19 protein-coding genes are annotated in these 18,194 nt (G+C 59.5%); 8 read left to right on the top strand and 11 right to left on the bottom strand.

Features of this window, described 5'->3' with window-relative positions:
• Position 1: 1 nt before the first annotated feature.
• The 11 genes from SRB521_RS12720 to SRB521_RS12670 form a co-directional block, all read right to left on the bottom strand.
• Positions 2–556 (bottom strand): MT-A70 family methyltransferase, encoded by a 555-nt coding sequence (locus tag SRB521_RS12720; protein ID WP_116722139.1) that lies wholly within the window; start codon positions 554–556, stop codon positions 2–4.
• A gap of 12 nt (positions 557–568) precedes the next feature.
• Positions 569–1,432: a VirB6/TrbL-like conjugal transfer protein, CD1112 family gene (locus SRB521_RS12715; RefSeq protein ID WP_242976564.1), complete on the bottom strand. Its 864-nt coding sequence runs from the start codon at positions 1,430–1,432 to the stop codon at positions 569–571.
• Positions 1,433–1,505: 73 nt separating this feature from the next.
• Positions 1,506–1,721, bottom strand: coding sequence for a Maff2 family mobile element protein (locus SRB521_RS12710; RefSeq protein WP_116722137.1), 216 nt, complete (start codon positions 1,719–1,721; stop codon positions 1,506–1,508).
• A gap of 3 nt (positions 1,722–1,724) precedes the next feature.
• Positions 1,725–3,596 (bottom strand): VirD4-like conjugal transfer protein, CD1115 family, encoded by a 1,872-nt coding sequence (locus tag SRB521_RS12705; protein ID WP_116722136.1) that lies wholly within the window; start codon positions 3,594–3,596, stop codon positions 1,725–1,727.
• Complete coding sequence (locus tag SRB521_RS12700; RefSeq protein ID WP_116722135.1) at positions 3,593–4,078, bottom strand: PcfB family protein; 486 nt, start codon at positions 4,076–4,078, stop codon at positions 3,593–3,595. Before SRB521_RS12700 ends, SRB521_RS12705 begins: the two co-directional genes overlap by 4 nt.
• Positions 4,079–4,083: 5 nt before the next feature.
• Positions 4,084–4,965: a DUF6017 domain-containing protein gene (locus SRB521_RS12695; RefSeq protein WP_116722199.1), complete on the bottom strand. Its 882-nt coding sequence runs from the start codon at positions 4,963–4,965 to the stop codon at positions 4,084–4,086.
• A gap of 385 nt (positions 4,966–5,350) precedes the next feature.
• Positions 5,351–5,866, bottom strand: a complete 516-nt coding sequence (locus tag SRB521_RS12690; protein WP_116722134.1) for a flavodoxin family protein — start codon at positions 5,864–5,866, stop codon at positions 5,351–5,353.
• Positions 5,867–5,978: 112 nt separating this feature from the next.
• The gene (locus SRB521_RS12685; RefSeq protein ID WP_058118281.1) at positions 5,979–7,001 is read right to left on the bottom strand and encodes a glycosyltransferase family 2 protein; all 1,023 of its coding nucleotides are present in this window, start codon (positions 6,999–7,001) and stop codon (positions 5,979–5,981) included.
• An 11-nt stretch (positions 7,002–7,012) separates the two neighbouring features.
• Positions 7,013–8,173 (bottom strand): UDP-galactopyranose mutase, encoded by a 1,161-nt coding sequence (gene glf / locus SRB521_RS12680; RefSeq protein WP_116722198.1) that lies wholly within the window; start codon positions 8,171–8,173, stop codon positions 7,013–7,015.
• 141 nt (positions 8,174–8,314) lie between these two features.
• On the bottom strand, positions 8,315–8,884 hold the full coding sequence (locus tag SRB521_RS12675; RefSeq protein WP_033117354.1) for an inorganic diphosphatase: 570 nt from the start codon (positions 8,882–8,884) through the stop codon (positions 8,315–8,317).
• A 101-nt stretch (positions 8,885–8,985) separates the two neighbouring features.
• Complete coding sequence (locus SRB521_RS12670) at positions 8,986–10,008, bottom strand: Ig-like domain-containing protein (RefSeq protein WP_116722133.1); 1,023 nt, start codon at positions 10,006–10,008, stop codon at positions 8,986–8,988.
• Between the two features lie 201 nt (positions 10,009–10,209).
• Here SRB521_RS12670 and SRB521_RS12665 point away from each other — a divergent pair, with 201 nt between their 5' ends.
• The 8 genes from SRB521_RS12665 to rsmI all read left to right on the top strand — a co-directional run bounded on the left by SRB521_RS12665 (position 10,210) and on the right by rsmI (position 18,146).
• Positions 10,210–11,670 carry an AAA family ATPase gene (locus SRB521_RS12665; protein ID WP_075704458.1) on the top strand — a complete coding sequence of 487 codons (1,461 nt, stop codon included), beginning with the start codon at positions 10,210–10,212 and terminating at the stop codon, positions 11,668–11,670.
• A 207-nt stretch (positions 11,671–11,877) separates the two neighbouring features.
• Positions 11,878–12,420 carry a ferritin family protein gene (locus SRB521_RS12660; protein ID WP_033117356.1) on the top strand — a complete coding sequence of 181 codons (543 nt, stop codon included), beginning with the start codon at positions 11,878–11,880 and terminating at the stop codon, positions 12,418–12,420.
• A 20-nt stretch (positions 12,421–12,440) separates the two neighbouring features.
• On the top strand, positions 12,441–12,593 hold the full coding sequence (locus SRB521_RS12655) for a rubredoxin (protein ID WP_075704457.1): 153 nt from the start codon (positions 12,441–12,443) through the stop codon (positions 12,591–12,593).
• A 316-nt stretch (positions 12,594–12,909) separates the two neighbouring features.
• Positions 12,910–15,231, top strand: coding sequence for an anaerobic ribonucleoside triphosphate reductase (locus tag SRB521_RS12650; RefSeq protein WP_116722132.1), 2,322 nt, complete (start codon positions 12,910–12,912; stop codon positions 15,229–15,231).
• 125 nt (positions 15,232–15,356) lie between these two features.
• Complete coding sequence (gene nrdG / locus SRB521_RS12645) at positions 15,357–15,884, top strand: anaerobic ribonucleoside-triphosphate reductase activating protein (protein ID WP_075704456.1); 528 nt, start codon at positions 15,357–15,359, stop codon at positions 15,882–15,884.
• A 13-nt stretch (positions 15,885–15,897) separates the two neighbouring features.
• On the top strand, positions 15,898–16,536 hold the full coding sequence (locus tag SRB521_RS12640; RefSeq protein WP_033117359.1) for an NUDIX hydrolase: 639 nt from the start codon (positions 15,898–15,900) through the stop codon (positions 16,534–16,536).
• Entirely contained in the window at positions 16,523–17,287 is a 765-nt protein-coding gene (locus SRB521_RS12635) for a tRNA1(Val) (adenine(37)-N6)-methyltransferase (protein ID WP_242976563.1), read from the top strand. The genes SRB521_RS12640 and SRB521_RS12635 overlap by 14 nt, the downstream gene beginning before the upstream one ends.
• Positions 17,288–17,309: 22 nt before the next feature.
• A complete protein-coding gene (gene rsmI, locus SRB521_RS12630) occupies positions 17,310–18,146 on the top strand; it encodes a 16S rRNA (cytidine(1402)-2'-O)-methyltransferase (RefSeq protein ID WP_116722130.1) in 837 nt (278 codons plus the stop codon).
• Positions 18,147–18,194: the final 48 nt, after the last annotated feature.

Raw genomic sequence — 18,194 nt, 5'->3', positions numbered from 1 at the left:
TTCACATCCTTTCCGCAAGCCGGATATCGCTTGCAACTTCATTTCCCCACACATCCCAGCCGGGCGGTGAGGCTCTTGCGAACAGCTCAATACGGGGCACGTCCCCCATGAGGGCTTCGATCCGCCGCCGCGCCTCCTCCGGCTTCTGGCTGTGCCGCTCCACATGGGAGAGGATGACCTGCTTCACATCCCGCGCCGCCCGCTTCGGGCGTCCGCGGGTCGCCAGCAGGCAGATCTCCGCGTTGGCCCGCGTCCAGTAGCCCATGCCGGTGAACAGGCCCTCCGACTTCCGGCACTGCTTGATCCAGACGAAGGCTACGGTCTTGAAGGTGAAGCCCCAGGCGTCCATGACGCCCCAGGCCTCCCGCAGCATGGGGAAGGTGATCCAGAGAAACAGGGCGCAGTCCTTGTCCGCCAGCTCCCCCACTGGCAGGGCCTTGATGGCCTCTATGTCCATGGTGGGGTAATGGCTCTCGGCGCTGCGCCCCGCGCCCTTCTTGCTCCAAACCTTATAGGCCCAGGGCGGATCCGCGTAGATGACCTTGTATTTTTTCATGGCCGCCTCCCGTCAATGCGCCCCGAACAGGCTCTTTGCGAGGCTGCCGGTGCGGAACAGGGTGTAGCACAGCAGCACCGTATAGCCCAGGCACTCCCAGATCGCCACGGTGATATCATCCCCCACGGCGATATTCTGCACCAGCACCGCGTAGATGCCCACGCAGACCATAATGAGAAACGCCTGAAAGCCCAGGGCTAGCAGGGACTTCAAATAGTTCTGCCCCGTCTGACCCCACTCACGGTTGGCCATGGTGGCAAAGGGGATCGGCCCCACGGATACGGTCAGATACACCTCGATCATTCTTCCGTAGATCACAAGGAAGATGGCGATGGTGAGGATATGGGAGCAGAGGCCCACAAAAATACTCTGAAACCACAGGCCCAGCAAAGAACCGATGCTCCAGTCCGCCAGGGCCGTTTCCAAATTGCCGACCACGCCGGAAATATCGATCCCCGCGTCGGAGATGATGACGCCGGCGCTCTGATTGACCACGCTCTGCGCCATATCGAATACCGCCATGACGATATTCCAGGTATTGGTGACGATGAGCACCGCGCAGAAGGTCTTGAAGATCCACTTCCAGAAAAGCCAGGTGTCAAAATCGTGGAGATTATTCTTTTCCACGATGAGCTGGATCAGCTCATAGCACATGACGAAGGTGAGGATGATGCCGGCGATGGGAACGATGACCGTTTCAGAGAGGCCGCGGATCATGTTGAAGATGCCGCCATTCCAGCCGGCCGGCGTCATACCCACCTCGCCGGCGATCTCGCCCACCTTCGTATTCACGGTGTCAAAGGTCCCGGAGAGGTTGGAGATGATGCCGTCGATCAGCAGCTCCTTGAACCACTCCTGGATCATTTCAATTATCACGGGTGGTCACACCTCCTTTCGGGGGCTCCCGCCGTGAAACGGGAGCCTCCGGTTGGGATGGTCCTGCCGCCGCTCAGCCAAGCAGGCCGGACAGCAGGGGGATCAGGGTCACGCCGATCAGGGCGACGCCGCCGCCCGCGACAAGCTGCTTGACGCCCTGCGATTTGGCCGCGGGGTTATCCTGGCCGTAGCCTTCCAGAAGGTTGATGCCGCCCCACACGCAAAGGCCGCCGCCCAGGGCGATGACCAGGGTCTGCAATACGTCGATGGCACTGTTGAAGAACTCCATAAATCATGTTTCCTTTCGTTTTGTAGAATTGTTGTCGGGTTCGTCTGTCAGGTCTTTTGCGCTCAATTCGTACATATCGAAAGGCTCGTCCGGCTTCACGATGGCCGGTCTGCGCTTCATGTACCGTTCTACGTCAAAGACGTTCTTTTTGTCGGCGTCGGACAGGTATTTGTAGCGGGGGTGCTTTGTCAGGTCGTACTTGTCGCTGAAAAACGGGCGCACGCCCCGAAGCTGCAAGATACACTTGCCGCCGTCCATGACCGCGATCTCGTCCTGGGTCATCAACTCCTTTCCCAATTTCTGATAACTGAGGCCGTGAGAGGTCTGCGCGCCGCGATTTTCGGACTGGCTCAGGCTGTCGATGGTCTCCTTGCCCAGCAGCTCCGAGATCTCTTTCAGCGTTGACTTCTCCTTGCCTCCCAAAAACAAGGTGACGTCGCAGTTGCCGACAATGGTATCTGCCGCGTCCTTGTAGATGGTCTTTAGCTGGCTTTGCGACTGCAAAATAATAGAAGCCGATATCTCACGGCTTCGGATGGTGGCGATCAGCTTGTCAAAGTTTGGTATCTGGCCGATATTGGCAAACTCGTCCAGAAGGCATCGCACATGGACAGGCAGCCGCCCGTTATAGAGATCGTCCGCCTTGTCGCAGAGCAGGTTGAAAAGCTGGCTTTGCAGCATGGCAATGACGAAATTGAAGGTGGTATCGGTATCACTCATAATGAGGAACAGCGCCGTTTTCCGGTCGCCCATCGTGTCAAGCTCCAATTCGTCCTCCGTCATAATGTCCCGCAGCTCCTTGATATCGAAGGGGGACAGGCGGGCGCCGCAGCTCACCAAAATGCTTTTGAGTGTCTTGCCGGCCGCCATTTTGAATTTGACATATTGCTTGACGGCGAAGTGCTCCGGCTGCGCCTGCGCCAGCTCGTCAAAGAGGATATCCACGGGGCTTTTATAGGTCTCGTCGTCCTCTCTGGCCTCGCAGGCGTTGATGAGCTCCAGCAGGGTGATGAAGTTTTTCTCCTCCGGCTCCGCCTCGTACCAGATGTAGCCGATCAGAGCGCAGTATAAAAGGCGCTCGGCTTTGACCCAAAAATCTTCGGAGGACTTTTCACCGTCGCCCTTCGTGTTGGCAATGATGACATTGACCAGCTTCAAGATATCCTTCTCGGAGCGCACATAGGCCAGCGGGTTATATTTCATGCTCTTGGAAAAGTTGATGGTGTTCAGGACCTTGATGCGGTAGGGCTCATAGACGATCTTGCCGCGGCCGTCTCGCACCGGCTTTCCGTTCTCGTCCCGCTTCGGCCCGCCGTGCGCCAGGAGCTTTCCCGTCTCCCGAAGGAGCTGCCCTTTGGGGTCGGTGACCACATAGGAGCTGTGCATTTGGAGCAGGGACGGCTTGACAAAGAACCTTGTCTTACCGCTGCCGGAGCCGCCGATGACCAGGATATTTTTATTTCTCGCCGTTTTCGGATCCTTCGGGCGGCTGGTCATGGTGAGGCTTTCCGTCCGGGTCAGAGGGATGTTCCAATCGGGAACGGGGTCTATGTAGGGCGCGATATCCTCCGGCCGGCCCCAGCGGGCCGATCCGTACTCAACGCCACGGCGATATTTCTTCGCGTTTTTCGCTTTCAGGTACACCGCCAGCCGAACAAGCGCCGCCCCGGCAACGCCCAGCAGCAGATCCAGAGGATGCAGGCTGAGCCAGAGGGAAGCGAAGGCCTCGGTGAAGCCCTGGGCGATACGAAGCAGCTTTTCCGAAGCGTCCGCCCCCGGCGAGAGCCGGACCGCCTGGCAGAGCTTATCAAAAAGCCAGGCGAACAGCAGATACGGAAGGTTCGGCAGCAGGACCTTTTTCAGCTTTCCCGTCATCGTTCCAGCCCCCGATTCCTGTTTTTGACCTTCTCGCCCCGCTCCAGCTCCTGCCGCTTCGCCTGCTCCTTGGCCTTGGTCAGCCGCCTGCGGATGGAGGGCTTTTTCTCCTTCGCCAGATTCTTTGCGGAGAACTCGCGGAAGGCCGCCGTCACCGCGTCGGCGTCCCTGCCCTTAAAGAACACCAGGTACCGGGGAATCTCCCCGGTGGTATCTTTTTTCAGGGCAAAGTCAATGCCGTACTTCTTCGCCGTGGCGGAGAACGCCTTGATATTCTGGTCCGTGATCTCAATGTTGGAAACGCCGGTGTTGTGCTTCATAAGCTGACGGAGTGTCTGCTTGCCGTGATGGAGTTGCGGGTTTTTCTTGTGCTTTTCCATATCCGCCAGCACCTTCTTCATGGCCTGCTGCAAGAGCTGGGCGGTCATTTTACCGGTCTCCACACAAAGCGCAAGGGTTTTCTGCGTGATTTCTTCCTGCAAGGCGTTCACCTCCGATCTCCGCTGCCGTACAGGTCATGGCTGACAAGGGATGTGTAGTAGCTGTCCATCGTGACCGGTGCGTTATACAGCGCCGCCAGCAGATATTTCTTGATATTGCGGACATAGGTGGTGTTCTCCCGCATCCGGTCAAGGACATACTCGATGTGGGAGCTGCCGATCTTCAAGAACCGGGACTTCACCACCTCGGCGGGGTAGTCGTCCCCGGCGATACGGATCATCTTACGGTTGGAGCAGACGGTATCCACCATGAGCTCCACCAGCTCATCCAGACGGTCCCTGTCCAGCTTTTCATCCTGGGTGAGGATATCGTAGTCGATGTTCTCCAAAATGATCTCCCGGTAGCTCTCGCGCTCCCGCATCCTGTCCTGTCCGATCCTGCTTTTTTCTCTGGGGGTAGGGGGACTTGATGGGATAGGACTTGATCCTTGCGTAATTGATAATTCTTTATTTTGTTCTTTAGTATTTAATTGGGCGGGGTTTTCCTGAATTGGGGCATCCAACATTGGCTTCACCTGTATTGGATTTTCCCGTATAGGTTTTTCCCGGATAGGCGCGGGCGTCTGTGCCGGCTCCTTCGGCTGCTCCAAAATGGTGTACTCGATGGAGCCAAGCTGCCCGTTCTCGTTGCGGACGCGCGCCCGGACGAGATAGCCGTGCGCCTCCAGCTCCCGGATCCCGCCGCTGATGCTGTCGATACCGTCCTTGCAGATGCGGGCAAGCCCCTTCATGGTATAGTCCCAGTCCTCCGGCAGCGACAGCATGAGGGATAGCAGCCCCTTCGCTTTCAGGGACAGCGACCTGTCCCGCAGGTGGTAGTTGGACATGACCGTGTAATCTCTGGTCTTTTCGATGCGGAAAACTGCCATATCCGGCGCCTCCTTTCTCTGGTTTTGAAAAGTGTTGATTTTGGCGCAAAAAAGCCCCTGTCCTGCCTCTCGGACGCTTCCCATGAGAAAACACCCACGCCGCCTTTCAAGCGGCGCTCTGAGAGGAAAAAACAGAGGTTTTCGCACCCTAATTGATACATTTTTCGGGTGGGTATAGGTACGGATATGAAAAAACGCCATAGGGCGGCTGCCTATGGCGTGGGGACAGGAAAAGGGCGCTGATGTGAAAATCAGCGCCCTTCTTGCCTGTCAGTATGAGATTTTTTGACTTCGTACCGTGTTCCCTGCCTTTGAAAACATTGATTTTACTGACTTTCTTATGTTTTCTTATTAGGAGGCGAGGGACGGCGCCTCTTGCCTCATACTACCCCAGCGCGAATTGGCTGATCTGCTTCTCCTGGCCGGGACGGATCTTGATGGAACGGACCTGGTTCCCGGCGGGAACACAGAGCCGCAGGCCGGCCATTTCGGGCGCGCGCTCCAGCTCTCCCACCACAAAGAGCAGGACCTTCTTGCCCCTGAAGCGGAGCGAGGAGAGGTAATTTTTCAGGGGGCGTCCCACCTCGCCCATATAGGCGCTGCCTCCGAAGATCAGAAGGTCATATTCCATGGGGTCATATTGGAGGACGGGGGAGGGGTAGTTCACCGTCACCGTATGGCCCGCCCTGGCCAGGGCCCGGGCCAGCGCCCAGGCGATGGCGTTGTTCCGCCCCCGGTTGGAGGGCTGATAGATGAGCAGGGCCCGCTTGAAGCCGTAGCCCACCTGACGCTCCACGGGGCGGCGGACCAGATCCCGCCGCCGGACAGTCCAGTAGAAGATCAGGTACAGGGCCGCCGCCAGGGCGGCCAGGGTCAGCGGGGGAATGAGCCACAGGTTCATGGCGGACCTCCTTTCTACCGGGGACGCGGGCCGCGCGTACAGACTGCGTTAGGCCCTGCTGAAAATGGCTGGCCCGCAGGCCTTCGGCCCATGTCCAATCTGCAGGCAAGTCCTAATTGAACTTATAGATGCGCCGGGCTAGGCGGTAGAGACGCACGGAGAGCTTCCGGCCCTGGTAACCGGGAAAGTTGCCCACGGCGCTGATGGAGCGGTATTTCATCTTGTGGTAGATGCCGCTATCCACCGTCCGCAGATATTCCCACAGCTCCGTCTTTTTGCCCAGCGCCTCGGGAGAGCCGTCAATGATGAGGAAAACGGAGGAGATGGTCATCATCATGGAGAGGTAGTTGAACATATACCGGCTCAGCCGGCGGTGCTGCGCGGCGACGCTCCTCAGGTTGTGGGAGTCGATCATGATCCGGGTCACCCGGAGCTGCTGGTCCACCCGCTTCACCATCACCTGCTCGTTCACGCTTTGATCGGCCCGGCCGATGAAGTAGCGGTAAAAGTCCAGATCCATATAGTAGAGAGTCTTGACAAAGGGAAGGGGTTGGTAGACAAAGATGTTGTCCACATAGAAGGTGTGCTTGGGAAGCTCTAGGCCGCAGCCTCGGAGCAGTTGGGTACGGTAGAAAACCGAGTGCATCAGCAGATACTGGGAGGGGCGGAACCGTCCGATCTCATCCCAGGTGAAGACCCGATTCTGTGGGAAGACGTTGGTGTACCGCATGACCTTCTGCGTCTGGTCTTCCACATGCTCGTAGACGTAGTTGCACACCAGCATGTCCACGGGCTGCTCCATCTGGGAGAACTCCCGCAGCTTGGCAATGACCTTGCGGAGGGCGTCCACGTCGGCCCAGTCGTCGGAGTCCACCACTTTGTAGTAGAGCCCCTGGGCCCGGCGGAGCCCCTGATTGACCCCCTCGCCGTGACCCCCGTTTTCCTGGTGCACCACCCGGACGATATCGGGGTATTGGGCGGCATATCGGTCGGCGATGGCACCGGTATCGTCCTTGGAGCCGTCATCCACAAGGATGATCTCCACGTCGTCGCCGCCTTCCAGAAGCGTCTCGACGCAGTGCTCCATGTAAGCCTGAGAATTATAGCAGGGGACCGCGAATGTCAGCAATTTCACAAAATCCGCTCCTATTGCTCCAGGATACCGTCGCACAGGGTCAGGGCTCGCAGCGCGATGGCATCCATATTATAATATTTATACTCGGCCAGCCGGCCCAGTAGGTGAAGGTTGGAAAAGCCGCCGGCCAGGTCCCGGTACCGACCGTAGAGGGCGTTGTTTTCCGGGCTGATGACGGCGTAGTAAGGGATCTCGCCGGGAGAACCGGTATAGGCCCGGGAGTACTCCTTCATGATGGTGGTCCTCCCGGGCACCACCTGCCCGGTGAGCTGCTTATACTCGGTGATGCGGGTATAGTCCTCACTCACCGTATAGTTCACCGTGGCCGTGGGCTGGAACCGGTCCACCTCCAGCGTCTCAAAATCAAAGTCCAGTGTGCGGTAGGGCAGATGGCCGAAACGGAAGGAAAAGAGCTCGTCCACCTCGCCGGTGTAGATGACCGGGCCGGCAAAGGGCTCGCCGTCCAGGCGGATGACGCCGTCCTCCAGCGCCATCCGTTCACGGGCGTCCACCCCCAGCTCCACGGTGATGCGGAGATGATCCAGCATACGCTGGAACAGCGGGGTATAGCCCTCCAGGGGCATTCCCTGATAGGGGTCCTGGAAATACCGGTCGTCCCGGCTGAGAAGGACGGGGACCCGGGCCGTGGTGGCCGGGTCGATCTCCTCAGGGGTCTGCCCCCACTGCTTCATGGTGTAGTGAACGAATACATTTTCGTAGACATAATCCGCCACCTCCCGCAGCTCGGGATCGGTATTTTCCCGCAGCGACAGGATGGTGACTCTGGCGTTGGCGCTATAGGCGGAGAGAAGCTTGTCCTCCAGCCGGGCGGCCTTCTCTTTGGGAAAGGCCATATGGAGGGAGGCGAGATTGAAGGGGACCGGCAGAAAACGGCCGTGGACGTTGGCCACCACCCGGTGCTGGTAATCCCGCCAGCCGGTGAAGCGGGAGAGGTAATCAAAGACTCTCCGCTCAGAGGTGTGGAAGATATGCGGGCCGTATTTATGAATGAGAATCCCATGCTCGTCAAGGCAGTCATAGGCGTTGCCGCCCACATGGCCGCGGCGCTCCAGCACCAGGACCCGCCGGCCGCCCCGCTCTGCCATCTCCCGGGCGGCCACCGAACCGGCGTAGCCCGCGCCGATGACCAGGCAGTCAAAATGTGTGTCCATCAGGTTCCCGCCTTTTCTGAATTTTTCCATCGATATGTGCTTATTCTATCATACCGTGAGAGGGAAGAAAACGAAAAAAGTATTAAAGTTTGCTTAAAGAAAACGCCCTTGTAGATCAAAGGGAGGGGAGCGCCCGTATGGTCAACGGGAGGAGTGCCGCTCCGGAGTGTGGTCGGAGGAGCCCAGGAAGGTCTCATTGTAGTGATCCATCGCCTTGCAGATGACCTGAATGGCGGCCTTGCGGTCGTTCACGTCGCCCGCGACGGCCTCTTTTCCCTCCAGCGCCTTATACACGGAGAAAAAGTGCGCCATCTCGTCAAAGATATGGCCAGGCAGCTCCCAGATATCCTGATAGGTGTTGTAGGTGGGGTCGGAGAAGGGGATGGCGATGATCTTCTCATCATTTTTGCCGCCGTCCAGCATGCTGATGTAGCCGATGGGATAGACCCGCACCAGGGTCAAGGGGTCCATGGCCTCGGAACAGAGTACCAGCACATCCAGCGGGTCGCCGTCGTCGCCATAGGTCCGGGGGATGAAGCCGTAGTTGGCGGGATAATGGGTGGAGGTATGAAGGACCCGGTCGAGGATGATGAGGCCGGTCTCTTTATCCAGCTCATATTTTTTCTTACTGCCTTGGGGGATCTCGATGACTGCGATGAAGTCCTCCGGCTGGATGCGGGCAGGGTTGATGTCGTGCCAGATGTTGGACATAAGGGCACGCTCCTTTCCAAAGTGGTCGTGACGGTTCATTATATCCGATTTAGAGGAAAAATACAATGGCGGACCCTTATTCGGGCCCGCCATTGCGGATGTCAGAACGTACAGCGCACGATACACTCCAGCGTCTGGCCGTCCACCTTGCAGGTGATGGTGGTGGTGCCGCGGCCCACAGGCTTGACAAGGCCGCCCTCCGTGATGGTGGCCACCGAGGTGTTGCCGATGGACCACACGGGGGTGGAGGAGGTGCCGGACACCTTCATCTGCACCGCCGGCTCGGAGAGAGAACCGAAGGTGAAGTCCGTCTTGTTCAGGCTGAGGGAGGCGGAGGAGGCCGAGCCGGACGAGGAGGCGCTGGTGACACTGTTGCGCACGGTGCACTCCTGCTGGTAGTCGCCCGCCATGGCTGCGGTGATGGTGGCAGAGCCGGTCTTGGAGCCCGGGCGCACCAGACCGGTGGCGTCCACCGTGGCCACATCGGGATTGCTGCTGGTCCAGGTGATCTCGCCCGTGGTCCCGGCCGGAGTGAAGGTGACCGTCAGTTGGACCGGGTCCGGGTACTGATCGTTCATGGTGAAGTCGCTCTTATTCAGCGTGAAGCCGGTGGCGGTCTGCCCCACCGGTACGGTGAGAGGGGCCTCCGGCTCCGGCGTGAGACTGGGAGGCGTGGTGTCGTCCGGCGCATCGGTGGCGTCGGGGTCCTGAGAGGGGCCTGCGCTCTGCGTGACCGGGGGCGTCGGCGTGGCGTCGGGGTCGATCTCGCTGCGCTTTACCAGCGGGACAATCTGAGTGGCCACGATCCAGATCGCGGCGGCGATGATGACCAGTGAGATCACAGTGCCGGCGAGACGCAGGGGCGTCCAGCTTCCGCCGCCCTGCCCGCGCCGCGGGGAACCGCCCGCCAGACGCTTGCCGCCGCTCCGGCGGGAGGTGGATTCCTCGTCGCCCTCATATTCGATCTCGAAGTCCCCGCCGTCGTCCTCATAGCGCTCCCGCTTTTTGGCGGATGCCTTCTCCTCGCAAAACGGACAGCGCTTATAGGTGACAGAGTAATCTTCCCCGCAGTTGGGGCAGCGGATCACGGTGGAGCGGCTGCCGGTGGCGCGCTTGTTGGGCATGGATAATCCCCCTCTGCTCGATTTTACTTCAATTATGTATATAGTACATGGTTCGATGGAAATCGTCAACCGGGCAGTGAAATAAATAATGAATTGTTTACAATTTTATGTCTACTGGTGCGAGACTTGACCTGGAAGGGCCATTGCAATATAATGAAAGACGTTTCGGGCAAGGTAAAAATAGGAAAAGGAGTGGGGCCGATGAAGGGGGCAATGACCGCCGCGGCGATGCACAAACAGTACAGTGATGGGGTGGCCGCCTTCCGGCAGCACATCGCCAATCCCGCCATGCGGCAGAAATTCAACGCCGATGCGGACGAGTTCATGCGCTTGTGCGCACTGGGAGTGTGGCAGGCGGATGGAGGCAACGTGACGCCGCAGCATGTGGAATACTACAACGCCATTTACTGCAAGGGAAACCCGGCGCCGGCGGCCCTCTTCTGGGAGCTCTCCACAGCGGTGGCCGACTACTCCGGATTTGAAGCCCCCGGTTTCTTCCAAAAAATGCGGGAGTATGACAAAGCATATGGGCAAAAGACCTCCCGCAGGTTCGTGGATCTGCTGACCTTGATGCTGCTCCTGTTCGCGGCAGTGGACGGCGCGGTGAGCGACAGGGAGGCCGGGTTTGTGAACGCCTGTGCAGACAAGCTCTCCGCTCTGTGCGACCGGGACGGACTGCCGGATGATAAGCCGAAGCTGGATGCGGACGTTTTCGTCACCCGCAGGGGAGGGCAAAGTTCACAGCCAGAGGGGGATGCTCCAGCGATGTCGAAGGAGGACCCGGTCCCGGTCGGGGACCAGGCCGAGCCGGAGGTGAGCCTGGAGGAGCTGCTGGCCCAGTTAGATGAACTCTGCGGCTTGGAACAGGTCAAGAAGGACGTAAAAAGCCTCATCAACCTGGTCAAGGTGCGCCGGCTCCGGGAAAAAGAGGGACTTCCCGTGCCTCCTATGTCTCTTCATCTGGTGTTTATGGGGAATCCCGGCACAGGAAAGACCACGGTGGCCCGATTGCTGGCCAGGATCTACCACGCGATAGGCGTCCTTTCCAAGGGACAGTTGGTGGAGGTGGACCGCTCCGGGCTGGTGGCCGGCTTTGTGGGACAGACCGCCATCAAGACCAACGAGGTCATTCAAAAAGCCTTGGGCGGGGTCCTCTTTATCGATGAGGCATACGCGCTGGCCAGCCACGACAATGCCAACGACTTTGGGCGGGAGGCCATCGAGACGCTGCTGAAGGGGATGGAGGATCACAGGGCCGACCTCATTGTGATCGTGGCGGGATATACCGAGCTGATGGGGGATTTCATCCACGCCAACCCCGGTCTGGAGAGCCGGTTCAATAAGTATTTCTATTTTGAGGATTACAATGGCGGCCAGCTTCTGGAGATTTTTCAGTCCATGTGCAAAAAGAACGGCTACACTTTGGACGACGAGGCGGAGCGATACGCCGAAACGCTGTTTCAGACGCTTTATGAACAGCGGGACGAAAATTTCGGAAATGCCAGAGATGTGCGGAATCTCTTCGAGCGGGCGGTCTCCCGTCAGTCGGATCGGGTGGCTGCATTGGAAGCACCCACCAAGGAACAGCTTATGGAGCTTGCCGCAGGGGACCTGAGAGAAGAAGAGTCGCCGGGAGAAGAGCGGAACGGAGCGGAAGCATGAGGTTGGGCCCGCCGAAAACATCGGCGGGCCCAACCTTTTTCCGGGGGAAGCTCCCCTTTAGACCCGTAGGCTGAACGGGGAAAATAAAATTCTTCTAAAAATTTCTTCAAACCTCTTTACAAAAGTGGATAGCTGTGGTATAGTATAGACAGTTAATCAATAACAATTATCGTTAGCAAATATAAAATGTTTTTGGAGGTAGCGATTATGAAAAAGTTTATCTGCACCATTTGCGGCTATGTTTACGAGGGGGAGACCGCTCCGGAGTTCTGCCCGCAGTGCAAGGCGCCCCGGGAGAAGTTCCAGGAGCAGACTGGTGAGAAGACCTGGGCGGCTGAGCATGTGGTCGGCGTGGCCAAGGGCGCGCCTGAGGAGATCATCGAGGGCCTGCGCATGAACTTCAACGGCGAGTGCTCCGAGGTCGGCATGTATCTGGCCATGGCCCGTGTGGCCCATCGGGAGGGCTATCCTGAGATCGGTCTCTACTGGGAGAAGGCCGCCTACGAGGAGGCTGAGCACGCCGCCAAGTTTGCCGAGCTGCTGGGCGAGGTCATCACGGATTCCACCAAGAAGAACCTGGAGATGCGTGTAGAGGCTGAGAACGGCGCCACCGCCGGTAAGATGGAGATTGCCAAGAAGGCCAAGGAGCTGGGCCTCGATGCCATTCACGATACCGTACATGAAATGGCAAGGGATGAGGCCCGGCATGGAAAGGCCTTCGAGGGCCTGCTGAAGCGTTACTTCGGCTAAGAGAAAGGAAGATATATACGATGAAATACCTCTGCCCCTGCGGCTATGAATATGACCCTGCGGTAGGCGACCCAGACAATGGAATCGCGCCCGGCACAGCTTGGGAGGATCTCCCTGAAGACTGGGTGTGCCCCGTCTGCGGGCTGGGCAAGGACGCCTTCGAAAAGGAATAAAGTTCTGAAAGAAGATGGGAAGCGGCTGTGCCGCTTCCCATCTTCTTTCAGAACAGATTTATTGGATCCGGAGGGAGGGCAAGGCATGTACGGGCACGGAATCGGGGGGATGCCGTTTTTGTCTACTGGCAAGTTATCTAAAAATGAAGGGTAAAATTCGGCACGGGTTCTCCTTGACGGCTTGTCCCAGATACGGTATCATGTAGATGCGTTTTTAGTAGCAAATACAAGATATTGTGTTACATATTTATTTGAGCACAACGATGACGCCCTTGCAGAGGGCGTTTTTCCTGTGACACAGAGGAGGATGTTCCCTATGACCATGACCAGCATCCGCAAGCGGGACGGAAGGGTGGCGCCCTTTGACGAGGAGAAGATTGCAGGCGCGATCGGCAAGGCCTTTGACGCCACCTACAAGCCGGGCTATGGAGAGACCGCTCACAAGCTGGCCGACGAGGTGGTCTCTATCCTGGAGCTGGAGGGAGACCGGCAGCCGGATGTGGAGCACATCCAGGACCTGGTGGAGCGGGTGCTGATGGATAACGGATATGTCCAGACCGCCAAGGCCTACATCCTGTACCGGGACCAGCGTAGCAAGGCCCGGGAGATGAACACGAGGCTGATGAAGATTTACGAGGACATCACCTTTACCGCCGCTAGGGAGTCTGATCTGAAGCGGGAAAACGCCAACATCGACGGCGATACCGCCATGGGCTCCATGCTCAAATTTGGGTCCGAGGGGGCCAAACAGTTCTACGATATGTTTGTGCTCAAGCCTGAGCACGCCCGGGCCCATCGAGAGGGCGACATCCACATCCATGATCTGGACTTCCTCACGCTGACCACCACCTGCTGCCAGATCGACATCCGCAAGCTCTTCAAGGGCGGTTTTTCCACAGGGCACGGTACCCTGCGGGAGCCCAACGACATCTCCTCTTACGCCGCCCTTGCGTGCATTGCCATCCAGTCCAATCAGAACGACCAGCACGGCGGACAGGCGATTGCCGACTTTGACTACGGGATGGCCGATGGTGTGCGCAAGACCTTTGTGCGCATGTACCGGCAAAATCTGGCCCGGGCGGTGCTGCTGCTGGAGGGCGGTGAGGACCCGGAGGGCGCGCTCAAAGACATCATCGCCGAGGTGGAGGCTGAGACGGGCCTGCGCCCCACACTGGAAGACAACGAGGCCTATGCCGCAGCGGAGCTCCCCAAGCTTACGCCCAGATTCGGGAATGAGGAGGAGCTCCGGAAGGCCCAGCGATTTGCCCACTACCGCGCCGTGAAGGAGACGGATCGGGCCACTTATCAGGCCATGGAGGCGCTCATCCACAATCTCAACACCATGCACTCCCGGGCGGGCGCCCAGACGCCTTTCTCCTCCATCAACTACGGTACGGATACCTCGCCGGAAGGGCGCATGGTCATGAAGAATATTCTCCTCTCCACCGAGGCCGGCCTGGGCGGGGGGGAGACCCCCATCTTTCCCATCCAGATCTTCCGCGTGAAGGAGGGGATCAACTATAATCCGGGCGAGCCGAACTATGACCTCTTCCAACTGGCGATCCGTTGCTCGGCCAAACGGCTCTTCCCCAATTTCTCCTTTATCGATGCCCCCTTCAACCTGCAATATTACAAGCCCGGACATCCGGAGACGGAGATCGCCTACATGGGGTGCCGGACCCGGGTCATCGGGAACGTCTATGACCCCGAACGGGAGATCTGTAACGGGCGGGGCAACCTGAGCTTCACCACCATCAACCTGCCCCGGCTGGCGATCAAGGCCAAAGGGGACGTGGACACCTTTTTTGAGGGATTGGACCGGATGCTGGATCTGTGTGTGGACCAGCTTCTGGAGCGGTTTGAGATCCAGTGCCGCAAGCATGTCTACAATTTCCCCTTCCTCATGGGGCAGGGCGTGTGGCTGGATTCAGACCGTCTGGACTGGAACGACGAGGTGCGGGAAGTGCTGAAGCACGGCACGCTGTCCGTGGGCTTTATCGGCCTGGCGGAGACGCTCAAGTGCCTTGTAGGCGAGCATCACGGGGAGAGCGAGAAGGCCCGGGTGCTGGGCCTGGAGATCGTCTCTCACATGCGTGCCAGAATGGACGCCGAAAGCGCCAGGCGCGGGCTCAACTTCTCCCTGCTGGCCACGCCGGCGGAGGGACTGTCCGGGCGCTTTGTGCGCATAGACAAGGAGAAATACGGCGAGATCCCCGGCGTGACCGACCGGGACTACTATACAAACTCCTTCCATGTGCCGGTGTATTATCCCATCACGGCCCATGACAAGATTCGGATCGAGGCCCCCTATCACGCCCTCACCAACGCGGGCCACATCAGCTACATTGAGATGGACGGGGACCCCACCGAGAACCTGGAGGCGTTCGAGCGGGTGATTCGGGATATGAAGGAGGCGGGGATCGGATACGGCTCCGTCAACCACCCGGTGGACCGGGACCCGGTGTGCGGTTTCTCAGGGATCATCGGCGATCAGTGTCCGGGCTGCGGCCGCACGGAGGAGGACGGCGTTCCCTTCGAGCGCATCCGGCGGATCACCGGTTATCTGGTGGGAACGCTGGACCGCTTCAATAACGCCAAGCGGGCCGAGGAGCATGACCGTGTGAAGCACGGCGTCTGAATGGAGTGGAAAAGGGCGCGCCGCGGAAGAGAAGGTTCCGCGGCGCGCCCTGCGCGCTTGTGTTTGCCGCTGCAGATGGGTATAATAGCTTTAAACGGCCAATCGGCTGATGGGAGGGGAGCCCTGTGCGCATTGCCAATCTGATTTCAGACTCCATTGTGGATGGCCCCGGTCTGCGCCTGACGGTATTTACCCAGGGCTGTCCCCACCGCTGTCCCGGCTGCCAGAATCCCGAGACCCATGATCCCTCCGGCGGACGGGAGGTGAGTGTGGCGGAGCTGGCGGCGGAGCTGGATAAAAATCCGCTGCTCCAGGGGCTGACCCTCTCCGGCGGCGATCCGTTTTTCCAGGCGGAGGAATGCGCGGCGCTGGCTCGGGAGGCCAAGGCCCGTGGGCTGGATGTCTGGACCTATACGGGGTATACCTATGAGGCGCTGCGGGCAGAGGACCGGCCGGACTTTCGCGCGCTGCTCTCCGCTACCGATGTGCTGGTGGACGGGCCGTTCCTCGTGGCGAGAAAGTCCTACGCGGCTCTCTTCCGGGGCAGTGACAACCAGCGCCTCATCGACCTGGGCCGCACCCGGGCGTCCGGCCGGATGACGCTCTGGACCCGGCCGGATGCTCTGGGGCACTTTGTGATTCCGGAATCCTGAGGAGGGCAGCGCTGTGACGATTTCAGAGTTTGAACAGGAATTCATGGGGCATGTCCCTGAGATCATGGGGGCCAAGGCCCACTATGCCGTGCTGGTCCCCCTGGTGGAGTGGCGGGGAGAGGTCCATGTCCTCTTTGAGGTCCGGGCCGACACCCTGGAGCGGCAGCCCGGGGAGGTCTGCTTCCCGGGCGGACACATGGAGCCCGGCGAGAGCCCTACGGAATGTGCCTTTCGTGAGACCTGGGAAGAACTGGGGATACCGGCGTCGGCCATTCGCCCCATTGCACGGTTGGACGATGTGTATATGCCCAGGGGGGACCTGATGCATCCCGTAATGGCGCAGGTAGAGACGGGGGCGGTGGTCCATATGACCGCCAGCGCGGACGAGGTAAAGGAGACCTTTCTGGTACCGGCAGACTTCTTTCGGCGGGAGGAACCGCTGGTGTACACATATCCCCTGGAGCCCAAGGTGGGGGAGGACTTTCCCTATGCCCTTATCGGCTTTCCGCAGGGCTACCGCTGGCGGGGAGGCAAGGTGGAGGTCCCCATTTGGACCTATAAGGGACATGTGATCTGGGGACTCACCGCCCGCATCCTGCGATGGAATTTCAAAGACCGCGGAGAAGCTCATCGGCCCTATGGCGCTCGGTGAAGCTGCGGGCGAGGCAGATCGCCGCGGCGTTCCGGCTGGCGCCTGTCCGCCTTCGGTACACGACATGGGGATGGGGAATACCGCAAAGGGGCTGTGGACGATGGAACGGATGGAACGACTGGGGCGCTATGTGCTGCTTCAGGCGGAGGGGGTGTTCCCTCTGGGAGCGGACACCTTGGATCTGAGCCGGTTCGCCACCGTGCGGCGGGGGTTTCGGGTCTGTGATCTGGGCTGCGGCTCCGGGGCGCTGGGACTCCTCCTGCTGGAGCGGGAGGAGAAGCTGGAACTCACGGGGGTGGAAGTGGAGCCGGCGGCGGCGGAACTGGCGCGGCGGAACTTGGCCCTCAACGGGCTCTGCGGACAGGTGCTCACTGGCGATCTGCGGGACAGGGCCCTGCTCCCGTCCGGATATTTTGATCTGGTGGTCTCCAACCCGCCTTGGTTTCGAGAAGGGGGCGGGCATTCCGGCGGCCCGGCGCGGTGTGAGGAGCGCTGTTCGATGGAGCAGCTCTGCGCAGCCGCGGGGCGGCTGGTCAAAAACGGCGGGCGGGCGGCACTGATCCACCGGCCCGAACGGCTGCCCGAGCTTTTTGTGCAGCTGCGGGCGGCATCCTTAGAGCCCAAACGGATGCGCCTGGTCCAGCACAGTCCGGATGCGCCGCCTTCCGCCGTTTTGGTGGAGGCGGTCCGCCAGGGGCGTCCCGGGCTGGAGGTCCTGCCCGTGCTCTTGCGCACGGAGCGCGTAAAATAAGAAGGAATAGGGAGGTCCCACCATGCCAGGAACCCTTTATCTGGTCCCCACCCCCATTGGAAATCTGGGGGATATCTCAGCCCGCATGGCAGAGACGCTGGAGACTGTGGACTTTATCGCGGCGGAGGATACGCGAGTCACGGTAAAGCTGCTCAACCATCTGGGAATCAAAAAGCCTATGGTGAGCTATTACCGGCACAATACCGATGCCAGCGGCGCGGCGGTGCTGGAGAGGCTCCTGGCTGGAGAGAACTGCGCTCTGGTCACCGACGCAGGGACGCCGGCGGTCAGCGACCCCGGCGAGGATCTGGTGGTCCGGTGCGCCGCCGCAGGGGTGCCGGTGGTGGCTATTCCAGGGCCGTGCGCCCTGGTCACGGCTCTGGCCGTCTCGGGACTTCCTACCGGACGCTTTACCTTTGAGGGATTTCTGGCCATGAACAAAAAGAACCGGCGGGCCCACCTGGAAGCGCTCAAGAGTGAGCAGCGGACGATGATCTTTTATGAGGCGCCTCACAAACTCACGGCCACGCTCAGGGACCTGCGGGAGGCCTTTGGGCCGGAACGGCGGATCTCCCTGTGCCGGGAGCTGAGCAAGCTCCATGAAGAGATCCGCAGGACGACCCTGGGCGAGGCGGAGAGCTGGTATGGGCAAAATCCGCCGAAGGGTGAATTCGTCCTGGTGGTGGAGGGCGGCGGTCTGGAACAGGAGGAAAAGCCGACGTTGGAGCAGGGGCTGGCGCGTGTCAGACAGCTTATGGATGAGGGGAGTACCCGCCGGGACGCGGTGCGGCAGGCAGCCGAAGAGCTGGCGCTTTCCAGGAATGCTCTTTATGAGGCATCTATGGCGGAAAAGTCATAAAAGTTTTTCGAAGCGAACCCTTATTTGTTATTTTATTACACCTATTTA

This window comes from Intestinimonas butyriciproducens (assembly GCF_004154955.1).
Classification (GTDB): Bacteria; Bacillota; Clostridia; order Oscillospirales; family Oscillospiraceae; genus Intestinimonas; species Intestinimonas butyriciproducens.
This window is presented reverse-complemented; position numbering and strand designations above follow the sequence as displayed.